Origin of the sequence: Acinetobacter sp. NEB149, assembly GCF_012516415.1 — a bacterium.
Classification (GTDB): Bacteria; Pseudomonadota; Gammaproteobacteria; order Pseudomonadales; family Moraxellaceae; genus Acinetobacter; species Acinetobacter lwoffii_V.
Genome location: NZ_CP051208.1, coordinates 962,079 through 980,929, shown reverse-complemented (window position 1 = coordinate 980,929; position 18,851 = coordinate 962,079). Strand labels below are relative to the sequence as shown.

Here is an 18,851-nt window from a genome sequence, read left to right as displayed (position 1 = left end):
GTATTCACTTGTTTAATTTATAAGATTTTTTTACGACAGCTTTTTTTCTGGCTGACAATCAAAAACAGAATGCCGTACAATGTTGCCATTCGCTAAAATACAGCTGTAGTACTGACTACCCTTTGGAATAGATAATGAGTAATCAAGATAATCGTCCAGTGATCTTGACGGGCGACCGTCCTACCGGACAACTCCACCTCGGCCACTTTGTGGGTTCATTACGCTCTCGTGTAGGTCTGCAAGATTCTCACCATCAACACCTGTTACTCGCTGATGCGCAAGCCTTAACTGACAATGCCGATAACTTTGAAAAAGTACGTCGTAACATTATTGAAGTGGCGACGGATTATCTGGCTGTCGGTATTGATCCAACTAAAACCACGATTTGTGTTCAGTCATGTTTACCTGCCTTAAACGAACTGACCATGCTATATCTCAATTTCGTGACTGTTTCACGTCTTGAGCGTAACCCGACCATTAAATCTGAAATCCAGATGCGTGGTTTTGAGCGTGATATTCCAGCCGGTTTCTTGTGCTACCCGGTGGCTCAAGCTGCTGACATTACAGCATTCAAGGCAACGGTTGTTCCTGTGGGTGAAGATCAGATTCCAATGATCGAACAGACCAACGAAATCGTGCGTCGTTTAAACCGTCAAATTGGTCATGACCTGCTACCAGAATGTAAGGCACTTCTTTCCAATGTTGGTCGCCTACCTGGTTTTGATGGTAAAGCAAAAATGTCGAAATCTTTGGGCAATACCATTGTGCTGGATGCGACAGATAAAGATATTAAGAAAGCCGTCAATGCAATGTATACCGATCCGAATCATCTGCGTATTGAAGATCCAGGTCAGGTCGAAGGCAATGTGGTATTTACTTATCTAGATGCCTTTGACCCAAATAAAGAAGAGCTGGAAGAGCTCAAAGCCCATTATCGTCGTGGTGGTTTAGGCGATGGTACAGTGAAAAAACGTCTGGAAAGTATTTTAAAAGAATTGATCGGCCCAATTCGTGAGCGTCGTATTGAACTGGCTAAAGATCCCGATTACATCATGGATATCCTGAAAACCGGTACGGATAAATGTCGCGATATTACCCAAGCGACACTGGATGAAGTTAAATCTGGCCTCGGTGTATTCCATTTTTAATTAGAAAAAATTGCTCTTAAAAGCTCTTCTGATGAAGAGCTTTTTTGTTTAAGCTAAAATTGCGCAAAAATGATGCAAATATCCCCACATAATCTTCATAGTTTTAACCTTATTTAACATGTATTAACATGAATACTGATGAGTCATATGAGAATGCATCCTATTATGATTGTATTCAGTAAGGAATCAGATTTAACTCTCTCCACAGTTAATTTTGAAGTAGTTTGAAAAAACGTTCCTTTTTCTACGCAATGACAACCCCAATCATTGCGTTTTTTTTGTCTTTAATTTTTGAATATATTTTATTTCAAGCATAAAAAAACCCGCCAGAGCGGGTTTTTCAAATTCAGCATTTAAGCATTTTTATGACGCATATGCGGGAACAAAATCACATCGCGGATACTTGCTGCATTTGCAAAGATCATCACCAGACGATCAATACCAATACCCTCACCTGCAGTTGGAGGAAGACCGTATTCCAATGCTTCTACAAAGTCTGCATCGTAGTGCATGGCTTCATCATCACCAGCATCTTTTTCAGCAACCTGTGCCTGGAAACGCTCAGCCTGATCGATTGGATCATTTAACTCCGAGAAGCCATTGGCCAACTCACGACCACCAATGAAGAATTCAAAACGGTCGGTAATGTGTGGATTATGATCATTACGGCGTGCCAATGGAGAGGTTTCCGCTGGATATTCTGTAATGAACGTCGGCTGACGCAATTTGGTTTCTACGGTTTCTTCAAATACCATGGTTTGCAGTTTGCCCAGACCAAAACCTGGCTTCACCTGCTCTTTCAATTCTTCCTGAAGGAATTTTGCCAGGAACTCACGGTCATTGACATTTTCAGGAGTAAATTGCGGGTTATTTTCCAGAATTGCATCAAACATTGAAATTTTCTTGAATGGACCTTTGAAGCTATACACTTCATCACCATAAGGCACATCAGTCGTACCCAAGATATCAATCGCCAGACGCTCCAGCATTTGCTCGGTCAATTCCATCAGATCTTTGTAATCTGCATACGCCTGGTAGAATTCAATCATGGTGAATTCAGGGTTATGACGCGTAGAAACACCTTCATTACGGAAGTTACGGTTAATTTCAAACACACGTTCAAAACCGCCGACCACCAAACGCTTTAAGTAAAGCTCTGGCGCAATACGCAAGAACAATGACATATCCAGTGCATTGTGATGTGTTTCGAAAGGACGTGCCGATGCACCACCTGGAATCACATGCATCATTGGCGTTTCAACTTCCATATAGCGCTTTTCAGTCAGGAAGGCACGGATACCCGCCACAACTTTGGCACGAATCTCAAAAGTTTTACGCGTTTCTTCGTTAACAATCAGATCAAGATAACGTTTACGATACTTCACTTCAGTATCGTTCAGACCATGGAACTTGTCTGGCAGTGGACGTAATGATTTGGTCAGTAATTCAAAATGTTCGATGTGTACATACAAATCGCCTTTACCCGAACGGCCGATATAACCTTCAACTGCGATGATATCGCCAAGGTCCAGACCTTTAATAGTGGCCAGTACATCTGCAGCGAGTTCTTTACGCGCCACATAAAGCTGGATACGACCTGTCATGTCCTGGATCACGATAAATGAACCGCGGTTCAACATCACACGACCGGCAACTTTGACGTAGACCTTTTCGCCTGCTTCAATTTCTTCTTTAGATTTATCAGCGAACTGGTCTTGTAAATCCTGGGCATAATGCTCACGCTTAAAGGTATTCGGCCATGGGCTCTTACCTGTTTCTTTTGCCTGAGCTTCGATTTGCTTTAACTTGGCATGACGCTGTGCAATTAAATCGTTTTCGGAAATGATTTGTTCAGAAGTCGATTGAGCGTTAGTTTGCGTCATCTCTGCCTCGAATAAGATTAGTTAAAAAATAGAAGTTGCATAGAATAGCAGAAATCCTTCTCAAATCGTAGCGTAAAGACTCTCAGGAACCGGCTTTTCTTTGGAAAAATCCACTATCCTGCTATTTACACCATTCGGTTGAGCCCTTCTGTCACTCTTTTAAATTCCCTTTCTTCAACCTTTTGCAGCACCCCGCTGCTCTCAGTTGGGATTAAAGTTTAAATCAGACAGGGGTTATACAAAATCATTGCACTGCAAAATTGTGGCTTAGACCAATAGCTAACTGCCTTGTACACCCAGACGTTCTACAATGACGCTCAGATTGAAGATGATGTGCCAATCAACAAATAACCAATATGGCATGTCCCATAAAAATGAGTAATGAACTATGTCTAAGATTTTGTTTTTACATGGCTTAGATTCCTCCAGAGAATCCACCAAGTTCCATGCCATTGATGTGGTACATAAATACTGTATCGATGTCGATTATCGAAATCTGAGTTATAGTTCGGTCACCGAGTTTTATCATGAGATGATTGAAACCATCAAACCGGATATTCTGGTCGGCCACAGTCTTGGCGGTTATTGGGCACTGAAAATGTCACAAGCGTATCAAATTCCATGTGTAGTGGCCAATCCCATTTTGCAGCCTAACTTCCGCGATGATTATCCGCCGATTGGGCATCACGATTTACAGCATGATATTCCTCAGTTTGCCTATCTGGAGCTGGGCGATGAAATTCTGGATATGCATGCGGTTCAGACACAACTTGAAGACTATATGCAAATTCAGGCAGTTGATGGCGGCCATCATCGTCTGGAACATCCTGAGCAAATTAATACACTGATTCAGGAAATTGAAGATCATTTTATCAGGCAATAAAAAAGCCCCACAATTTTGGGGCTTTTTTTAAATGTATAACTTAAGCAACTGCCGCTTCAGGCTGAGATTTGTCATCCAGCACTGACCAGATATCCAGGCCTAATTCAGCATGCAGGTCAGGAAGATCAAGGAAGATACTTGCACCAAGTACTTCATGTTGACATTTTTGAGCCAGTTCATTCACTGCTTTTAAGGTTCCGCCACTTGCCAGAACATCATCCACAATAATTACTTTCTGGGACTGAACTTCCGCAGACATTTCTAAACGATCCAGACCATATTCCAGGCTATAACCCACACCGACCACTGGAGGTGGCAATTTACCTGCTTTACGCACCAACAATAAGCCTTTGCCTGTACGTTGTGCCAACAAGCTTGCCAACACAAAACCACGCGCTTCAACCGCAATAAAGCTTTCTACTTCTGCCAGTTTGTCAGCAGGAATGCTGGCAATCAAAGCGTCAGTCAATGGACCAATATTGCTCATGAAAAGTGGGGTCAAATCAAAGAAGCAAATTCCTGGTTTTGGAAAATCTTGGACCGTACGAATGTGAGACCACAAAGAAGTAGACAAATTGCTCATGGGAGATCTTAAAAAAAGAAAAGGAATATGGGAATTTTAAACCTATTTGAGTAGAGCGGACAAGCCAAGCTGCCTAATAAAAACCCGACGTTTAATTACAAGATATTGATTTTATTATATTGATTTATTTTAAAAATATTTAATCCGGACTTTACTGATTTTAAATTACCTAAAAACTCAAGTTTTTACTGCACGACTTTGGTCTATCCCACAAGATAAACACTCATTTTTGCCATCGTCAGCTTTTTATCCTTTAACCGCCTACACCAGAAAAGCTGATTGGCGTGATTTTTAGATAAATGAGGAATGTGTCGTCTATTCTGCTGCTAATTTCGCTGATTAAGCTTTTATTCACTTTACTTTATGAATAGAACTGCGTAAAAATTTAGCCAAATATGTTCACTGTTAAAAAGTCATATTCTTTTAGAGTCTTGCCTTTTATGGATTTTAAGCTGACGCCTACAGTTGCTCAGTTTTGGAGAGTTACATGAGAAAGTTTCAATGCATCGTATGTGGATGGATTTATGACGAGGCAGAAGGTTGGCCTCAAGACGGGATCGTGGCAGGCACCAAATGGGAAGATATCCCGGATGACTGGACCTGTCCGGATTGCGGCGTATCTAAAGTCGATTTCGAAATGATCGAAGTCTAATCACGTCCAGTTAAAGGCCATATCCATATGGTCTTTTTTTATGCCCTTCTACCATTTATACAGCATGGAGCTCTACCATATGGAAACAACTATGCATCCTATCGTCATTATTGGTTCAGGTATGGCGGGTTATGCCGTAGCACGTGAATTTCGTAAACTTAATCCAGAACATGAATTGCTGATGATCTGTGCGGATGATGCGGTCAATTATGCCAAACCGACGCTTTCCAATGCTCTGGCCGGCAATAAAGCACCTGAACAAATTCCACTAGGCGATGCAGCTAAAATGTCGGCACAGCTGAATATGCGCATTGAACAGCATACCTGGGTTAAGGCGATTCATCCGGAAGATCATCAACTGGTTTTGGAAAAAGATGGTCAGGAAAGTACGCAACATTATAGCAAACTAGTATTAGCCATCGGTGCCAATCCAGTACGTCTGGCGATTGCCGGTGATGCCAGCGATGACATTCATGTCGTCAACAATTTGAGTGACTATAAAGCTTTCCGTAACAATCTGGCAGCACGTGAAGACAAACGTGTAGTAATTTTAGGTGCAGGCCTGATTGGCTGTGAATTTGCCAACGACCTACAAAATACCGATCATCAGGTTACAGTCATTGATTTAGCCCCTCAGCCACTTGGCCGCTTATTGCCAGAACATGTTGCTACTGCATTCCAGAAGAATCTTGAAGAAACCGGCATTCACTTTGTCTTGGGCACAACAGTCGAAAAAGTCTCTTGTGCGGACAATGGTGATTATCTGGTCACGCTGGCCAACGGTCAGTCTTTGGTCGCTGATGTGGTGTTGTCTGCGGTGGGCTTACAGCCAAATATTTCTTTGGCGAAACAGGCAGACGTACATACCAGTCGCGGAGTGTTAACCACTGCACAACTGGAAACCAACCAGGCTGATATCTATGCGGTGGGCGACTGTGCCGAGGTCAATGGCACCTTATTGCCTTATGTCATGCCGATCATGCAACAAGCCCGCGCTTTGGCAAAAACCTTAAATGGCGAACATACTGCTGTACATTATCCGGCTATGCCAGTGGCAGTTAAAACGCCTGCTGCACCTTTAACGGTATTGCCTGCTCCGGTTGATGTGGATGTCATCTGGGAAACTGAAGAATTTGATGATGGCATGCTGGCTAAAGCATTCGATGCTAACGGCACCTTACGCGGTTTCGTGCTTTTGGGCGCCACTGCAGCCAAACAGCGTCTGACCTTGACCAAGCAGGTTCCTGACTTGATTCCTGCTGCGGTTTAGAGGTTTAATAGCACGGATATTTTTTAAACGAAATATCCTTTAATTAGGACAGCGACTATGTACAGCGCAGCACAGTTTAATCTTTCCCCTTATACCTCGTTCATGCATGAAACCAAGGTTGATCTTGGCAATGGGATCCAGCTACATGTCGAGGTTGGTGGAAATCCGGAACATCCCACCATTTTGCTAATTATGGGTCTGGGTGGGCAAATGCTGTACTGGCCTGACTTTTTCTGCAAGTCACTGATTGACAATGACTATCACATCATCCGTTTTGATAACCGTGATATTGGCCTGTCTTCAAAAGTTCATCACAAAGGTCCGCGCCTGAATACCCTGAAAATGATGAGCCGGTTTGTGCTGGGTCTGGGTAATCAGGGTGCACCTTATGATCTGTATGATATGGCTGAAGATGTCAGTCTGCTGATTGAAAAAATGCAGCTGGAACAAGTCTATGTGCTGGGTGCTTCGATGGGCGGTATGATTGCCCAGATTCTGGCAGCGCGTTATCCGGACAAAGTCAAAAAACTGGGCTTACTGTTTACCAGTAATAACCAGCCGATGTTGCCACCGCCCTTTCCAAAGCAACTCTTTAGTTTGATTGACAAACCGGCTTCAACAGATGAAGATGGCATTGTTGATCATAGTTTGAAACTGTTCAAGATCATCGGCTCGCCAGGTTATGTGAATCATCTGGAAGCGGTGCAGACCGCCCGTAAATTATATAAGCGAAGTTACTATCCTGCTGGTGTACTTCAACAGTTTTTAGCAATATTATGTACAGGCTCATTGCTGCAACTGGACAAGCAAATCAAACAAGAAACCCTGGTGGTCCATGGTTCTCGAGATCGATTGCTGCCTCCTAGCCATGGCAAGGCCGTTGCGAAAGCAATTTCAGGGGCTAAATTTGAATTAATTGATGGAATGGGGCATGATATCCCACCGCATTTTATTCCATATCTTAGCGAATTATTTGCTGATCATTTTAAATCATAAACATTAGGACACTATGGCTGCATTACCATCCCTAAGACAGCTGTCATACCTCGTAACACTGTCAGAGACGCTACATTTTACAGAAGCTGCTCGCCGCTCCTTTGTCACCCAGTCTACCTTGTCTGGCGGCATCATGGAGCTGGAGCGTTTACTCGGTGGCGTACTTGTTGAACGCGACCGCCAGAATGTTCGTTTAACGCCTCTTGGTGAACAAGTGGTTGCACGCGCACGTGTTCTACTGGCCGATGCTCAGGACCTAATGCGTTTAAGTCGTGAGATGAGTGAACCCCTAACCGGTGATCTACATCTCGGCGTCATTCCAACAATTGCACCTTTCCTATTGTCCCAGCTTCTGGATGAAGTACATAAGCAATTACCAAAAATCCAGTTGCATCTGCATGAAGCGCAAAGTGAAAAGATTGTAGAAAAGCTGGAACATGGCAACCTGGATATGGTGGCTTTGGCATTGCCTTTCGATACCCGCGGTCTGAAAGTTGCTGAAATTGCCAAAGAAAATCTGTATCTGGTTTACCAAAAATCTGATCAGCATGCTGCACAAGCAAACTCTTTAGAAGATCTGGATCTGTCTCGCCTGATGTTACTTGAAGAAGGTCATTGCCTGCGTGATCATGCCTTGAGTGCCTGCCCGATTGGTGAGCGTAAAAATGATCACCGTTTAAAAGCCAGCTCACTGCCGACTTTAATCGAAATGGTGTCTGCAAATCTGGGCTTTACCCTGCTGCCTGAAATTGCGATCCATACCAATATGATTAAAGGCAATCCTGAGATTCAGGTAAAAGCGATCGATTCAGCCCCAAGTCGTACCCTGGCATTGGTAACCCGTAAAAGCACACCGCTGCAAAGCGAGTTTGATGTGCTATTACAGATTTTCCAGAAAATCACTCAGCACGATGCTGCCTGATCTATAGATAATAAAAAGGAGCACATGTTGCTCCTTTTTTATATCTTGAATTGAATGCATCCAGTCCGCCTAGAAACTTAGAATCTCTACATTTCAGCTAAATCACTATTCTTTGGGATAGGCATTTGCATCTGCCTGATTCACAGTATAGCTCTCTATCGCATCTACAGGATCGCGTTTTATTGGCTAGCCTTTTGCCTGCACCGGTTTTAGTGATTCGTTCACCGACTGGACTCGACCTGTCAAAAATCCAGACCGTGCTACAGCAACTCGGCTATCAGCCAGATATGCTGCTGTATGCGGACAATATGCTGTCCGCACAATCCATGATTACTGAACATCTGCCTAATCTGATTCTTTATCATGCAGCAACAACTTCAGAGATCAGTGTGATCCGTCCGCTGAAACAGCAAAGCCTAGATACGCCCGTTATTGCCATACTCAATACTCATTCCACAGCACTGATCTATTCAGCCTTGCTGTCCGGCGCAGATAGCTATATGCAGCATCATGATTCATTACCCCAGTTCGCTGATAGTCTAAAAACTGTCTTGCGCGGTGGAGCCTACATTCATACTGAATTGGCAGACTATCTCCTGCACCAGCCCAGCGTTAAAGCCTGTCTCAACTTCGCTGAATTACAGTTATTACAAGTAATGAGTCAGCATAAATCGCAAACCGAACGACAAAACCAGCTTCAGATGAAAGATTATCAGATGTATAGTCAGGTCAAACACATCTATCGAAAACTGATCAGACTCAGCTTAAACAGTTCAATTGTATGTTCGAAATAAAAAAGAGGCTGAATATTCAGCCTCTTTAAATACTTAAACTTATTTAAACAGCTCTAACAGAATACGTTGTGCATTATGTGGTTTTTCACCTTCTTTTGGCTGTGCCCGCAGCCAGGTACCATCACCTTGCAATAACCAGGATTGCTGGTTGTCTTTCAGGTAATTCAACAGACCTTGTTGATAGATGCGTTTTTTCAAGGCTTCATCTTCGACCGGGAAACAGGCCTCGACCCGATTAAACAGGTTACGATCCATCCAGTCTGCACTTGAACAATAAATACGTGAATTTCCATTATTGCTGAAATAATACACGCGGGTATGTTCCAGGAAACGTCCGACAATTGAACGCACCCGGATATTTTCCGACAGACCCGGCAAACCCGGACGCAAACTGCAAATCGACCGAATAATCAGGTCAATCTGTACTCCGGCCTGAGAGGCTTCATAGAGTTTGTTAATCAATTGCATTTCGGTCAGGGCATTGACTTTGACGATGATCTGCGCCGGCTTACCTGCCTGGGCAAAGGCAATTTCATTATCGATATAGTTCAGTAACTGGGCATGTAAGGTAAACGGCGCATGCAGCAACTTTTTCAGCTTGGCCATTTTCCCCATACCGGTCAGTTCCTGGAAAATACGATGCACATCTTCACACAGATCTTTATCCGTCGTTAACAGACCATAATCGGTATAGATTCGCGCATTGCCGGCATGATAATTACCGGTGCCCAGATGCACATAGCGCACCAATTTGTTATTTTCCCGGCGCACCACCAGAATCATCTTGGCGTGAGTCTTGTAACCGACAATGCCGTAGACCACGACCGCACCCGCTTCTTGCAGTACATTGGCGACTTCAATATTGGATTCCTCATCGAAACGCGCACGCAATTCAATCACTGCCGTGACTTCCTTACCATTACGGGCAGCTTCAGCCAGCACCTGCACAATTTCAGAATCTGGTCCACTACGGTACAAGGTTTGCTTGATCGCCAGCACTTGCGGATCGCGTGCCGCTTCACGTAATAATGAAATCACCGGCGCAAAAGATTCAAATGGATGATGCAGCAAAATATCCTGTTTCTGCATCGCACTAAAAATATTTTCAGATTTTTTCAGTACTTTGGGAATGATCGGCGTATGCGAGTCATAACGTAAATGTGGACGCTTAAAGTTAGATAGCAAACGTGCCAGATTGACCGGGCCGGCGACTTTATAAAGCTGCTCATCGTCCAGATCAAATTCATTCAGCAGATATTCATAAATATGCTGCGGACAATTTTCTGTCACTTCCAGACGTACCGCACGACCAAATCGGCGTGAGCTGAGTTCACCTTTGAGTGCCTTGGCCAGATCTTCCACATCTTCATTCAAGGCCAAATCGGCATTTCGGGTAACACGGAACTGATAACAGCCGGTTGCTGTCATCCCCGGGAACAGATCAGACACATGTTCATGAATAATCGCCGACAGCATCACATGATGTTCTTTGCCATCGGTCAGTTCATCCGGTAAACGTACCACGCGTGGCAGAGAACGCGGTGCAGGCACCACAGCCAGATCAATCTGACGACCAAAGGCATCTTTTCCTTCCAGCGTGACAATAAAGTTCAGTGATTTATTCACCAGCCGCGGGAATGGATGCGCTGGGTCTAGGCTGATCGGCGTGAGAACCGGCGCAACCTGCTCCTGAAAATATTTTTTCACCCAGGCAGATTGTGCCGGAGTCAGCTCACCACGGCGCAAGAAGCAAATATCTTCCTCACGCAGTTTTGGCAAAATTTCTTCATTTAAAATACGGTACTGGCGTTCAATGGCGGCATGTGCCGTTTTAGAAATCTGTTCTAAAACCTGCTTTGGGGTTAAGCCATCCGGACTCCGGCTTTCATTATCCAGATCCAGTTGCTCCATCATTCCTGCGACCCGGATTTCAAAAAACTCGTCCAGATTACGCGAGAAAATCAACAGGAAATTCATACGTTCAAGCAATGGATGTAAAGGATCGACAGCCTGTTCCAAGACGCGTAAATGGAAGTCAAGGATAGACAGTTCACGATTAATATAACGATCATTATATGTATATTCGGGCTGTGCTGAAGTTGTGCTGGCTGCCGTATTCATATCAAACCTATGCGGATTTAAAATTGTGCTTATCGCTCCAAGTATGCTTCAAATTGATGACAATTTCATAAAAAAAGCCCAAATAATTGGGCTTTCTCTTCAAATCATCAATTAAGGTAATTCTGCATAACGCATATAGCGCTGAATCATCCGCTTACGAGCATTTAATGCAGAGGAATTGCGATGATCCTGGAAATATTTCGGATTAGTTAAAATGGCAGCCAGAAAGATGGCTTGATCGCGGGTCAGGCTTTGTGCGGTTTTACCGAAATAATGTTTGGCCGCTGCTTCAACGCCGTAGATATTATCCCCGAACTCGATCGAGTTTAAATAGACTTCCAGAATTCGTTCTTTCGACCACATGCGTTCCATCATCCAGGTCGCGACTGCTTCCTGACCTTTACGTACAAAGGAACGCTTGTTGACGAGGAACAGGTTTTTCGCCAATTGCTGGGAGATTGTCGAACCACCGGCCACTACACGGCCCTGATTTCTGTTTTTATTCAGCGCAGTTTGAATTCCGTCCCAGTCAAAACCATGGTGATGAATAAATTTTCCATCTTCCGCAGTGACGATGGCACGTTTCAGATTCAGGCTGATTTCGTCATAGGGACGCCACTGATGCTGAATCGCTTTGGAAGGTTCTGTCCAGTAATCAATCCGCATCATCATGGTGGTGTTCACCGGATTGGTTCGCCACCAGGCCAAACTGGCAAAGATCCACAATTGAACCAGCAGAATCACACTGACGATGACGAGCATCGTGCGGATCAGAAAGGCTTTCATGTCAGTGCGTTACTCCTGAAAATTTAATTTTTCGTGTTAAGCTTATTCGAAATATACAATCACAGCAAAAAAATAGCATGTCTGAATACTCTCCCCCTGTCGAACATCGCAAACTTGAAATGCATCTCTGGTGGATCACCGCCATTTTAATCGGGATCAATGTTGGATTATTTGGCTGGCAAGCCATGCATGGCATGGATGTTAGCCAGCCGAGTACCCGAGACGCTATTCTCTGGGGTGCCGATTATGCACCTTTAACTTATATAGCGGAACCCATGCGCTTGTTTAGCAGCATGTTTTTTCATTTTGGCCTGATTCACCTGATGTTGAATATGTGGGCCTTGTATATTTTTGGTAGTGTTGCCGAACAGCTGTTTGGCCGGATGTATTTTATTGGCCTGTATGTGTGTGCCGGATTAATGGGCAGCCTGCTCAGTGGCTATATGAACATTCAGGACAGCTATCGCCTGATCGAAGGCGGTGTGGCCAATCCCGATTTATTGCCTGCGGTCAGTGCCGGCGCATCTGGTGCCGTGATGGGACTCGGGGCTTCACTCACGGTGCTGGCTTTATTGCCAATGCTGCCACAGCAACGTTTTATTCTGGATAAAAAAACCCTGGTGATGGTGATGGGTCTAAACCTCGCGCTGGGCTTTATGATCAGTGGAATCAACAATGCCGCACATATTGGCGGCATGCTGATGGGGGCTTTTCTCACCTTGCTCTGGTACATCGGGCAAAAAATGCAGCGTAGCCACCTGTTCAATCTGATTGCCTTGATTGTCGGGTTCGGCCTTTGTGTGCTGCTTTATCAACATAACTTGGCCTTACTCGAACCCATTCGCCCACTGTGGCAAGAGATTCTGGAAATGATGCAACAGCAACTAAAACTTTAACTCTCAGCCAGTTTAAAAATCACGGAGATGAATCTTATTGATTCATCTCACGCAAGCTTTGTAAGGGTGGAATCTCTGACAGATAACTCAGGCGATAACGGCCAATCAGCGCACATAAAGAGGTCATAAAGATCGGCAGGATAATCCAGATTTCCCAATGCGGCTGAATCATCAAATCCATTTTATAACTGGCAATCGCACTGATCACTTCGGCAAACAGGCAGGAAACTATTCCGGCAAACAGCCCAATAAAACCAATTTCCAGACTCATCATGGTTTTCAGTTTCTGCTTGGAACTACCGAATGATCGTAACAAAGCCACTTCACGTTTGCGTTCATCCATCAACAGGTTCAGACAGGCCATCAGCACCAGAAAACCGGAAATGCTGACCAGTACCGCCAGAATCGTCACGATTTGCACCAGCACATTCACAATGCGTTTGATCTCTTCCAGAATCAGGCTGACATCAATAAAGACCGTGTTGGAAAATTGCTGGATCACAGACACCAGCTTGCCTTTATCTGCCTCCGGGACATAAAAACTGCCCAGATAACTGCCGGCATTGGCATCCATGGTATTGGGGGCAAAGATAAAGAAGAAGTTGGGACTAAAACTTTCCCATTCGACTGTTCTCAAATTCAGCACTTTAGCTTCCAGTATGCCTTCAGGCAGACTGAAACTGAGTTTATCTCCGATCTTGATCCCTAGCTCTTCCGCAGTATTGGCTTCGACCGATACGGTGCCGACTTGTTTTAATACCGCGTCACCACTGACAATCACATTATCTTGTGGATAGCTGTTTGACTGAGTCAAATTCAGTTCACGTCTTAAGGTATTGCTGCTTTTCACCAGTTCCTCGGCAAAAGGCTGATCATTTTTGGCGACCAGACGCCCGCGAATATTCGGATACAGTGGTGTGCTTTTCCAGCCATTCTGCTCAAGTTGGGCTTTCAGGGCTGGCATCTCAAAAGGCGGTAAACCATAAACAAACTGGTTCGGCGTACCTTCCGGTAACTGTTGCTGCCAACGATCTAGCAGATCGGTACGCAATACTGCCAGTACCGTAATCAGGCTTAAGCCCAAGGCTAAAGCCGTAATCTGCAAGGCGGTCTGAGAAGGTGTACGTACATAGGCTGACAGATTCAGCTTCATATTACGCAGTAGTTTCAACACCCCCCATACTGTCAGATACAGCAATGCACATAACACGATAATCGCGCCAATCACCCAGGCGGTCAGCAGCAAGTTTTCAGTCAAAATCACACTAAAAATAATCAGGCTTAGCGTTCCGGTCAGCAGCATCCACAGCATGGATTGCATTGATTTTTCCTGCTGGCGAATGACCCGAATTGGCGGCGTATTTAGCAGTTGCAATAAGCTTGGCATGACAAAACCGAGTAGCACTACGGCACTGGTCAGCATCGCGACCGGCAATGGTCCAAGCAACATTGCGATAGCGGAAAATTCAATTTGTAAATTTGGAATCAGCTGCAACATCAATTGCAACAGTCCATAACCCAGACTGATCCCGACCACGGTACCAATTAGCATGGCAATCAACAGCACCATCCCGAGTAAAGCCAGATAAGCCGACAGAATCTGCTGCTTGGTGGCACCGATACAACGCATCAAGGCAATATGATCCTGATTCTGCTGCACATAACGCTGCGCGGTTAAAGCAATGGCAATCCCACATAATAGAATGGTCAGAATATTGGCCAGTTGCAGGAAAGTGTCCAGATTAGCAATCGGCTTCATCAAGCGGGTATTGCCTTCACTGGCATTGCGTAACCTGAGACTGCTTTGCTCCTCAAACTCCTGTCCTTGTACTTCCGCTGGCGTTTCAGCCGAGCCGTTTGCTGACTTGACCTGCTGCTTGAACAGGGCTTCATATTGTTGGGTGTCGTCTGGACGGCCAGCCATGAGTAGGCGATATTCAATCCGGCTACCCACCTGAATCGCATTGGTTCGTGCCACATCTGCCTGGGAGATAATCACCGTTGGTGAAAATCCGGAAAATCCAAGTTCCTGATTGGAGTCCTGTTCAATCTTGGCGGTGACTTTAAACGCCGCATCGGCGATATTGAGCTGATCCCCCAATTTGACTTTGAGCAGATCCATGGCTCGTGGACTGAGCCAGATTTCACCAGACTGAATCGACTTTTTTGCCGGTTGCACCCGCAGTTCGCCACGCAAAGGAAAAGCCTGATCAATGGCTTTGACATTGACCATGACAAACTGCGCATCGGTATAGGCCATACTGCTAAAAAAAGTGACTTCTGACTGCTTTAAATCCAGCTGCTTGGCCTGATCACGCCACTGCTCCGGCAAAGGCTCATTATCTGAAAGCACCAGATCACCGGCCAGCATTTCTGCTGCCTGCAAGGCGACTGCATTTTGGATCTGCTCATTACTAAACTTAAGTGCAGTGGTCGCGCTAATTGCCAGCGTTAAGGCAATAATCAGCAGATAAATCCCGGTCGTTTTAAAGCTTTGCGTCAGTAAAGGGCGAAATAACGGATTCATTTCATCCTCCACTCGGATATTCAATCAGCTCGCCATTCAGCAGTTCAAAATGCCGCTGACACTGCTGCGCCAGTTTGCGATCATGCGTGACCAGCACCAACGTCGTCCCCAGTTCCCGGTTCAGTTGAAACAGCAGTTGTTCAATTTCTCTGGCCGTTTCACCATCGAGATTGCCCGTAGGTTCATCGGCAAAAATGATTTTGGGTTCACTGACCAGTGCACGAGCGATGGCTACACGTTGCTGTTCTCCCCCGGACAAGACTTTTGGCGTTTGCTGCGCCTGTCGATCCAGACCGACCTTATGTAGTAATGCCAAGGCTTTTTGCTCAGCGTCTGCATATTTAAAGCCGGGCTGCAGGCGCAGTGGTAGCATCACATTTTCAAGTGCAGTCAGATGTGGCAAGAGCTGAAAAGACTGAAAGACAAACCCGATATTTCTTAAACGTACCAGTGCACGTTGTTCTTCATCCAAGCTAGAGACCGATTCGCCACAGACCATAAGCTGACCTGAACTCGCCTGATCCAGTGTCGCCAGAATACCCAGTAATGTGGATTTTCCGGAACCGGAACGACCGGTAATTGCCACTTGTTCTCCGGCCTGAATATCCAGATCAAGATCCTCAAAAATGGTGAGCTGTTTTTGTGAAAGTTGTATCTTTTGTGTCAATTTCTGGGCAGAAATAATAGCCTGTGGCATGATGGTCGAATCGTTGCTGCTTTGAATCATACGTGTCCTATATGAAAGATCTTAATCAGAAAACTCGGCTATTGCCTTACTTTTTTTTGGTCAGTCTGTGCCTGATACCACTCGGGGTCTCAGCAAAGACAATTATGATTTTAGGTGATAGTTTAAGTGCACGTTATGGTATCCAGCCCCAGCAGGGTTGGGTACATTTATTACAAAAGCGTTTAGAGCAACAGTATCCGAAACAGCATAAAGTGGTCAATGCAAGTGTCAGTGGCGAAACCACCAGCGGAGCACTGGCCAGACTACCTAAACTGTTACAGACGCATCGTCCAGACCTTGTGGTGATTGAGTTAGGTGGCAATGATGGCTTGCGTGGACAACCACCACAAATGATTCAAAAAAATTTAGCCAGTCTGATTCAGCAGAGCCAGAAAGCCAAGGCTAAGGTCATTGTATTTGGCATGAAAATGCCGCCTAATTACGGGCAGGCCTATAGCAAGGCTTTTGAAAATAATTATAAAGTGGTGAGTCAGCAATATAAGGTGAAGTTATTGCCTTTCTTTATGCAAGGTGTCGCCGGTAATAAAACCCTGATGCAAAAGGATCTGATTCACCCAAATGCCAAAGCACAGACGATCCTGTTAAATAATGCTTATCCATACATTAAAGGCGCTTTATAAAGCGCCTTTAACTTATTTTAGAATGTATTTAGATGAATCGTGATTAGAAATCAAAGAAGGTCACTTCACCAGTTTCCAGTGAATATTCAGCACCCACGACTTTTAATTTTCCTTGTCCAATCAGGTTTTCCAGAACGGCCGAACCATGACGCAACTGATTCACCGAAGCAAATACGTTGGAACGTACTGCATGCTTGGATAATTTTGCCAAGTCATTTTTCAGTTCAGTCTGCATTAAGGTTTCAACAGAAGGACGTACGCGGTTCACAATCGACATCAGGTTTGCCGATGGCGGGCAATCAGGGCACATTAAGGTATCAATGGTGGCTTTAATCGCACCACAATGACTGTGACCTAACACCACCACAATCGCGCAATCATAACGTGCCGCGGCAAACTCAACACTGCCGACCTGTGAGGGTGCAACAATATTACCTGCAACACGAATCACAAAAAGATCGCCGAGACCCTGATCAAAAACCATTTCGGCTGGAACGCGCGAATCTGAACATCCCAAAACAATCGCAAACGGATTCTGATCCTCTGCCATTTCTGCGCGCTGTTGGTGGCTAAGTTGTTTTGGATGCGTGGTATCGCCACTGACAAAACGTTGGTTACCCTGTCTAAGACGTTCTAAAGCTTCTTGAGCTGTGAGCATTCTTTTCTATCACCGATGGTTTTAGTTGCAATATCTTACTGCCAGTTTTTTTGAATGTCACTTGCAAAAAATCTTAGCTGATTAAATTTTTAGCATTTATCTAATTTCATTTCTGTAGGGAATTTATGCGTAATACATCACATTTTCCAGTCATTTAATGCAATCTAGCAAAAAACTAATGGGTGACAAGCGCAAAGATTGATTTAAAATAGAATGAAGAATAATGTTTTTATTTGAATGAAAATTGCAAATTTATAACATGGAAGTATTTTGATTGAGCAATTTGCTCACTGGGTTTGTTTTGGGGAATGGCCAATGAAGAAAATAATAAAATTGCGCTCGAAAATGATTTGTTCAGCCGTAGTTGCCTTAAGCATGGCATTACCGGGCCTGACACATGCTCAAATACTGTTTAGCCAGAAAAATGAAACATCTGCCAAAGTCTTGCAGCAGCATCTGTTGCAAGAACGCAGCCTTGCCGGTCTCAAATCCAAGACCCTCAAAATTGGCGAGGTCACCTGGAGCTATAGCGAAGGCGGTGCCAAGAACAAACCATCTATTCTACTGATTCATGGTCTGGCAGGCACGCGCGACAACTGGAACCGGGTTGCCCAGTTTCTGACGCCCTATTATCATGTCATTATTCCAGATCTGCCGAGCAACGGCGACACCAAAGTTCCGGACAATTTTGATGTTTCTGTGCCCAATGTGACCTCGCAGCTGCGTCTATTTATTGAAACCTTAAATGTGGATGAGAATTTACATATTGCCGGACATTCCTTGGGTGGCTCGATTGCCACAGTCTATGCCTCGCAATACCCTTTCGATACGCAAAGCCTGTTTTTAATTAATACCGCTGGCCTGTACAAAATGGGCAATACGCCCTATACCAAAGACCCACAGGCCTTAAAAGACCTGATCGTCAGCAAGCCCGGTGATCTTCAAGATGTTTCCAAACAGCTGATGCAGAACCCGCCGGTGATTCCTTATCAGTTGCGGCATGCACAGGAAAAACTGCTGATTTCACGCGCTGAACAAACCAGTAAGTCGATTGATCAGGTGGTGATGCTAAACCGGATTTATACACCGGAAACCTTCGCCCGCCTGACCCGCACGGTTGAAGCACCCACCTTGATTTTATGGGGCAGACAGGATCGGATCATTAATGTCGAAGTGGTCAAAGAACTACATGCCCTGCTGAAACGTGCAGAAAAACCGGTAATTTTGAATAACGTCGGGCATATGCCGATTCTAGAAGCAGAAAAACAGGTCGCACAACATTATTTGCCTTTTCTAGCCAAGACGCAGACCCTAAAAAACCCGCTTGCTGATAAACTCATTCCTTTAAATTAAGTTTCAGAGAT

Annotated in this window: 17 protein-coding genes; 10 read left to right on the top strand and 7 right to left on the bottom strand. The window is 44.7% G+C overall.

The window, feature by feature from the left end; all coding sequences use genetic code 11:
• Positions 1-134 precede the first annotated feature (134 nt).
• Positions 135-1,148, top strand: a complete 1,014-nt coding sequence (trpS, locus tag HGD77_RS04565; protein ID WP_004279419.1) for a tryptophan--tRNA ligase — start codon at positions 135-137, stop codon at positions 1,146-1,148.
• Positions 1,149-1,501: 353 nt separating this feature from the next.
• On the opposite strand, the gene lysS is transcribed toward trpS, so the two are convergent.
• A complete protein-coding gene (lysS, locus tag HGD77_RS04560) occupies positions 1,502-3,031 on the bottom strand; it encodes a lysine--tRNA ligase (RefSeq protein WP_004279418.1) in 1,530 nt (509 codons plus the stop codon).
• Between the two features lie 388 nt (positions 3,032-3,419).
• Here lysS and HGD77_RS04555 point away from each other — a divergent pair, with 388 nt between their 5' ends.
• Positions 3,420-3,914 carry a YqiA/YcfP family alpha/beta fold hydrolase gene (locus tag HGD77_RS04555; protein ID WP_004279417.1) on the top strand — a complete coding sequence of 165 codons (495 nt, stop codon included), beginning with the start codon at positions 3,420-3,422 and terminating at the stop codon, positions 3,912-3,914.
• A 40-nt stretch (positions 3,915-3,954) separates the two neighbouring features.
• On the opposite strand, the gene HGD77_RS04550 is transcribed toward HGD77_RS04555, so the two are convergent.
• Positions 3,955-4,497: an adenine phosphoribosyltransferase gene (locus HGD77_RS04550; RefSeq protein WP_004279416.1), complete on the bottom strand. Its 543-nt coding sequence runs from the start codon at positions 4,495-4,497 to the stop codon at positions 3,955-3,957.
• A 487-nt stretch (positions 4,498-4,984) separates the two neighbouring features.
• Between HGD77_RS04550 and rubA the strand changes: the two genes are divergently transcribed.
• The 5 genes from rubA (at position 4,985) to HGD77_RS04525 (ending at position 9,131) form a co-directional block, all read left to right on the top strand.
• Positions 4,985-5,149: a rubredoxin RubA gene (gene rubA, locus HGD77_RS04545; RefSeq protein WP_004279415.1), complete on the top strand. Its 165-nt coding sequence runs from the start codon at positions 4,985-4,987 to the stop codon at positions 5,147-5,149.
• A gap of 91 nt (positions 5,150-5,240) precedes the next feature.
• On the top strand, positions 5,241-6,419 hold the full coding sequence (gene rubB, locus HGD77_RS04540) for a rubredoxin reductase RubB (protein WP_138743263.1): 1,179 nt from the start codon (positions 5,241-5,243) through the stop codon (positions 6,417-6,419).
• A gap of 57 nt (positions 6,420-6,476) precedes the next feature.
• Positions 6,477-7,415 carry an esterase EstB gene (gene estB, locus HGD77_RS04535; RefSeq protein ID WP_004279413.1) on the top strand — a complete coding sequence of 313 codons (939 nt, stop codon included), beginning with the start codon at positions 6,477-6,479 and terminating at the stop codon, positions 7,413-7,415.
• A 13-nt stretch (positions 7,416-7,428) separates the two neighbouring features.
• Positions 7,429-8,337, top strand: coding sequence for a LysR family transcriptional regulator OxyR (gene oxyR, locus HGD77_RS04530; protein ID WP_004279412.1), 909 nt, complete (start codon positions 7,429-7,431; stop codon positions 8,335-8,337).
• Positions 8,338-8,519: 182 nt separating this feature from the next.
• Positions 8,520-9,131 carry a response regulator transcription factor gene (locus HGD77_RS04525; RefSeq protein ID WP_039902034.1) on the top strand — a complete coding sequence of 204 codons (612 nt, stop codon included), beginning with the start codon at positions 8,520-8,522 and terminating at the stop codon, positions 9,129-9,131.
• A 39-nt stretch (positions 9,132-9,170) separates the two neighbouring features.
• Here HGD77_RS04525 and ppk1 read toward each other — a convergent pair whose 3' ends face one another.
• Together ppk1 and mtgA are read right to left on the bottom strand one after the other, a co-directional pair.
• Positions 9,171-11,252 (bottom strand): polyphosphate kinase 1, encoded by a 2,082-nt coding sequence (gene ppk1, locus HGD77_RS04520; RefSeq protein ID WP_138743260.1) that lies wholly within the window; start codon positions 11,250-11,252, stop codon positions 9,171-9,173.
• A gap of 111 nt (positions 11,253-11,363) precedes the next feature.
• Entirely contained in the window at positions 11,364-12,038 is a 675-nt protein-coding gene (gene mtgA, locus HGD77_RS04515; RefSeq protein ID WP_004279409.1) for a monofunctional biosynthetic peptidoglycan transglycosylase, read from the bottom strand.
• A gap of 77 nt (positions 12,039-12,115) precedes the next feature.
• Between mtgA and HGD77_RS04510 the strand changes: the two genes are divergently transcribed.
• Positions 12,116-12,934, top strand: coding sequence for a rhomboid family intramembrane serine protease (locus HGD77_RS04510; protein ID WP_138743259.1), 819 nt, complete (start codon positions 12,116-12,118; stop codon positions 12,932-12,934).
• Between the two features lie 34 nt (positions 12,935-12,968).
• Here HGD77_RS04510 and HGD77_RS04505 read toward each other — a convergent pair whose 3' ends face one another.
• Both HGD77_RS04505 and HGD77_RS04500 read right to left on the bottom strand, forming a co-directional pair.
• Positions 12,969-15,461: an ABC transporter permease gene (locus tag HGD77_RS04505; protein ID WP_138743258.1), complete on the bottom strand. Its 2,493-nt coding sequence runs from the start codon at positions 15,459-15,461 to the stop codon at positions 12,969-12,971.
• Between the two features lies 1 nt (position 15,462).
• Positions 15,463-16,188 carry an ABC transporter ATP-binding protein gene (locus HGD77_RS04500; RefSeq protein ID WP_138743257.1) on the bottom strand — a complete coding sequence of 242 codons (726 nt, stop codon included), beginning with the start codon at positions 16,186-16,188 and terminating at the stop codon, positions 15,463-15,465.
• Between the two features lie 11 nt (positions 16,189-16,199).
• Here HGD77_RS04500 and HGD77_RS04495 point away from each other — a divergent pair, with 11 nt between their 5' ends.
• Positions 16,200-16,829, top strand: a complete 630-nt coding sequence (locus HGD77_RS04495; protein ID WP_138743256.1) for an arylesterase — start codon at positions 16,200-16,202, stop codon at positions 16,827-16,829.
• 43 nt (positions 16,830-16,872) lie between these two features.
• Here the strand turns inward: HGD77_RS04495 and HGD77_RS04490 are convergent, their stop codons facing one another.
• On the bottom strand, positions 16,873-17,487 hold the full coding sequence (locus HGD77_RS04490; RefSeq protein WP_004646264.1) for a carbonic anhydrase: 615 nt from the start codon (positions 17,485-17,487) through the stop codon (positions 16,873-16,875).
• Between the two features lie 315 nt (positions 17,488-17,802).
• Here HGD77_RS04490 and HGD77_RS04485 point away from each other — a divergent pair, with 315 nt between their 5' ends.
• Positions 17,803-18,840 (top strand): alpha/beta fold hydrolase, encoded by a 1,038-nt coding sequence (locus HGD77_RS04485; protein ID WP_005262384.1) that lies wholly within the window; start codon positions 17,803-17,805, stop codon positions 18,838-18,840.
• Positions 18,841-18,851: the final 11 nt, after the last annotated feature.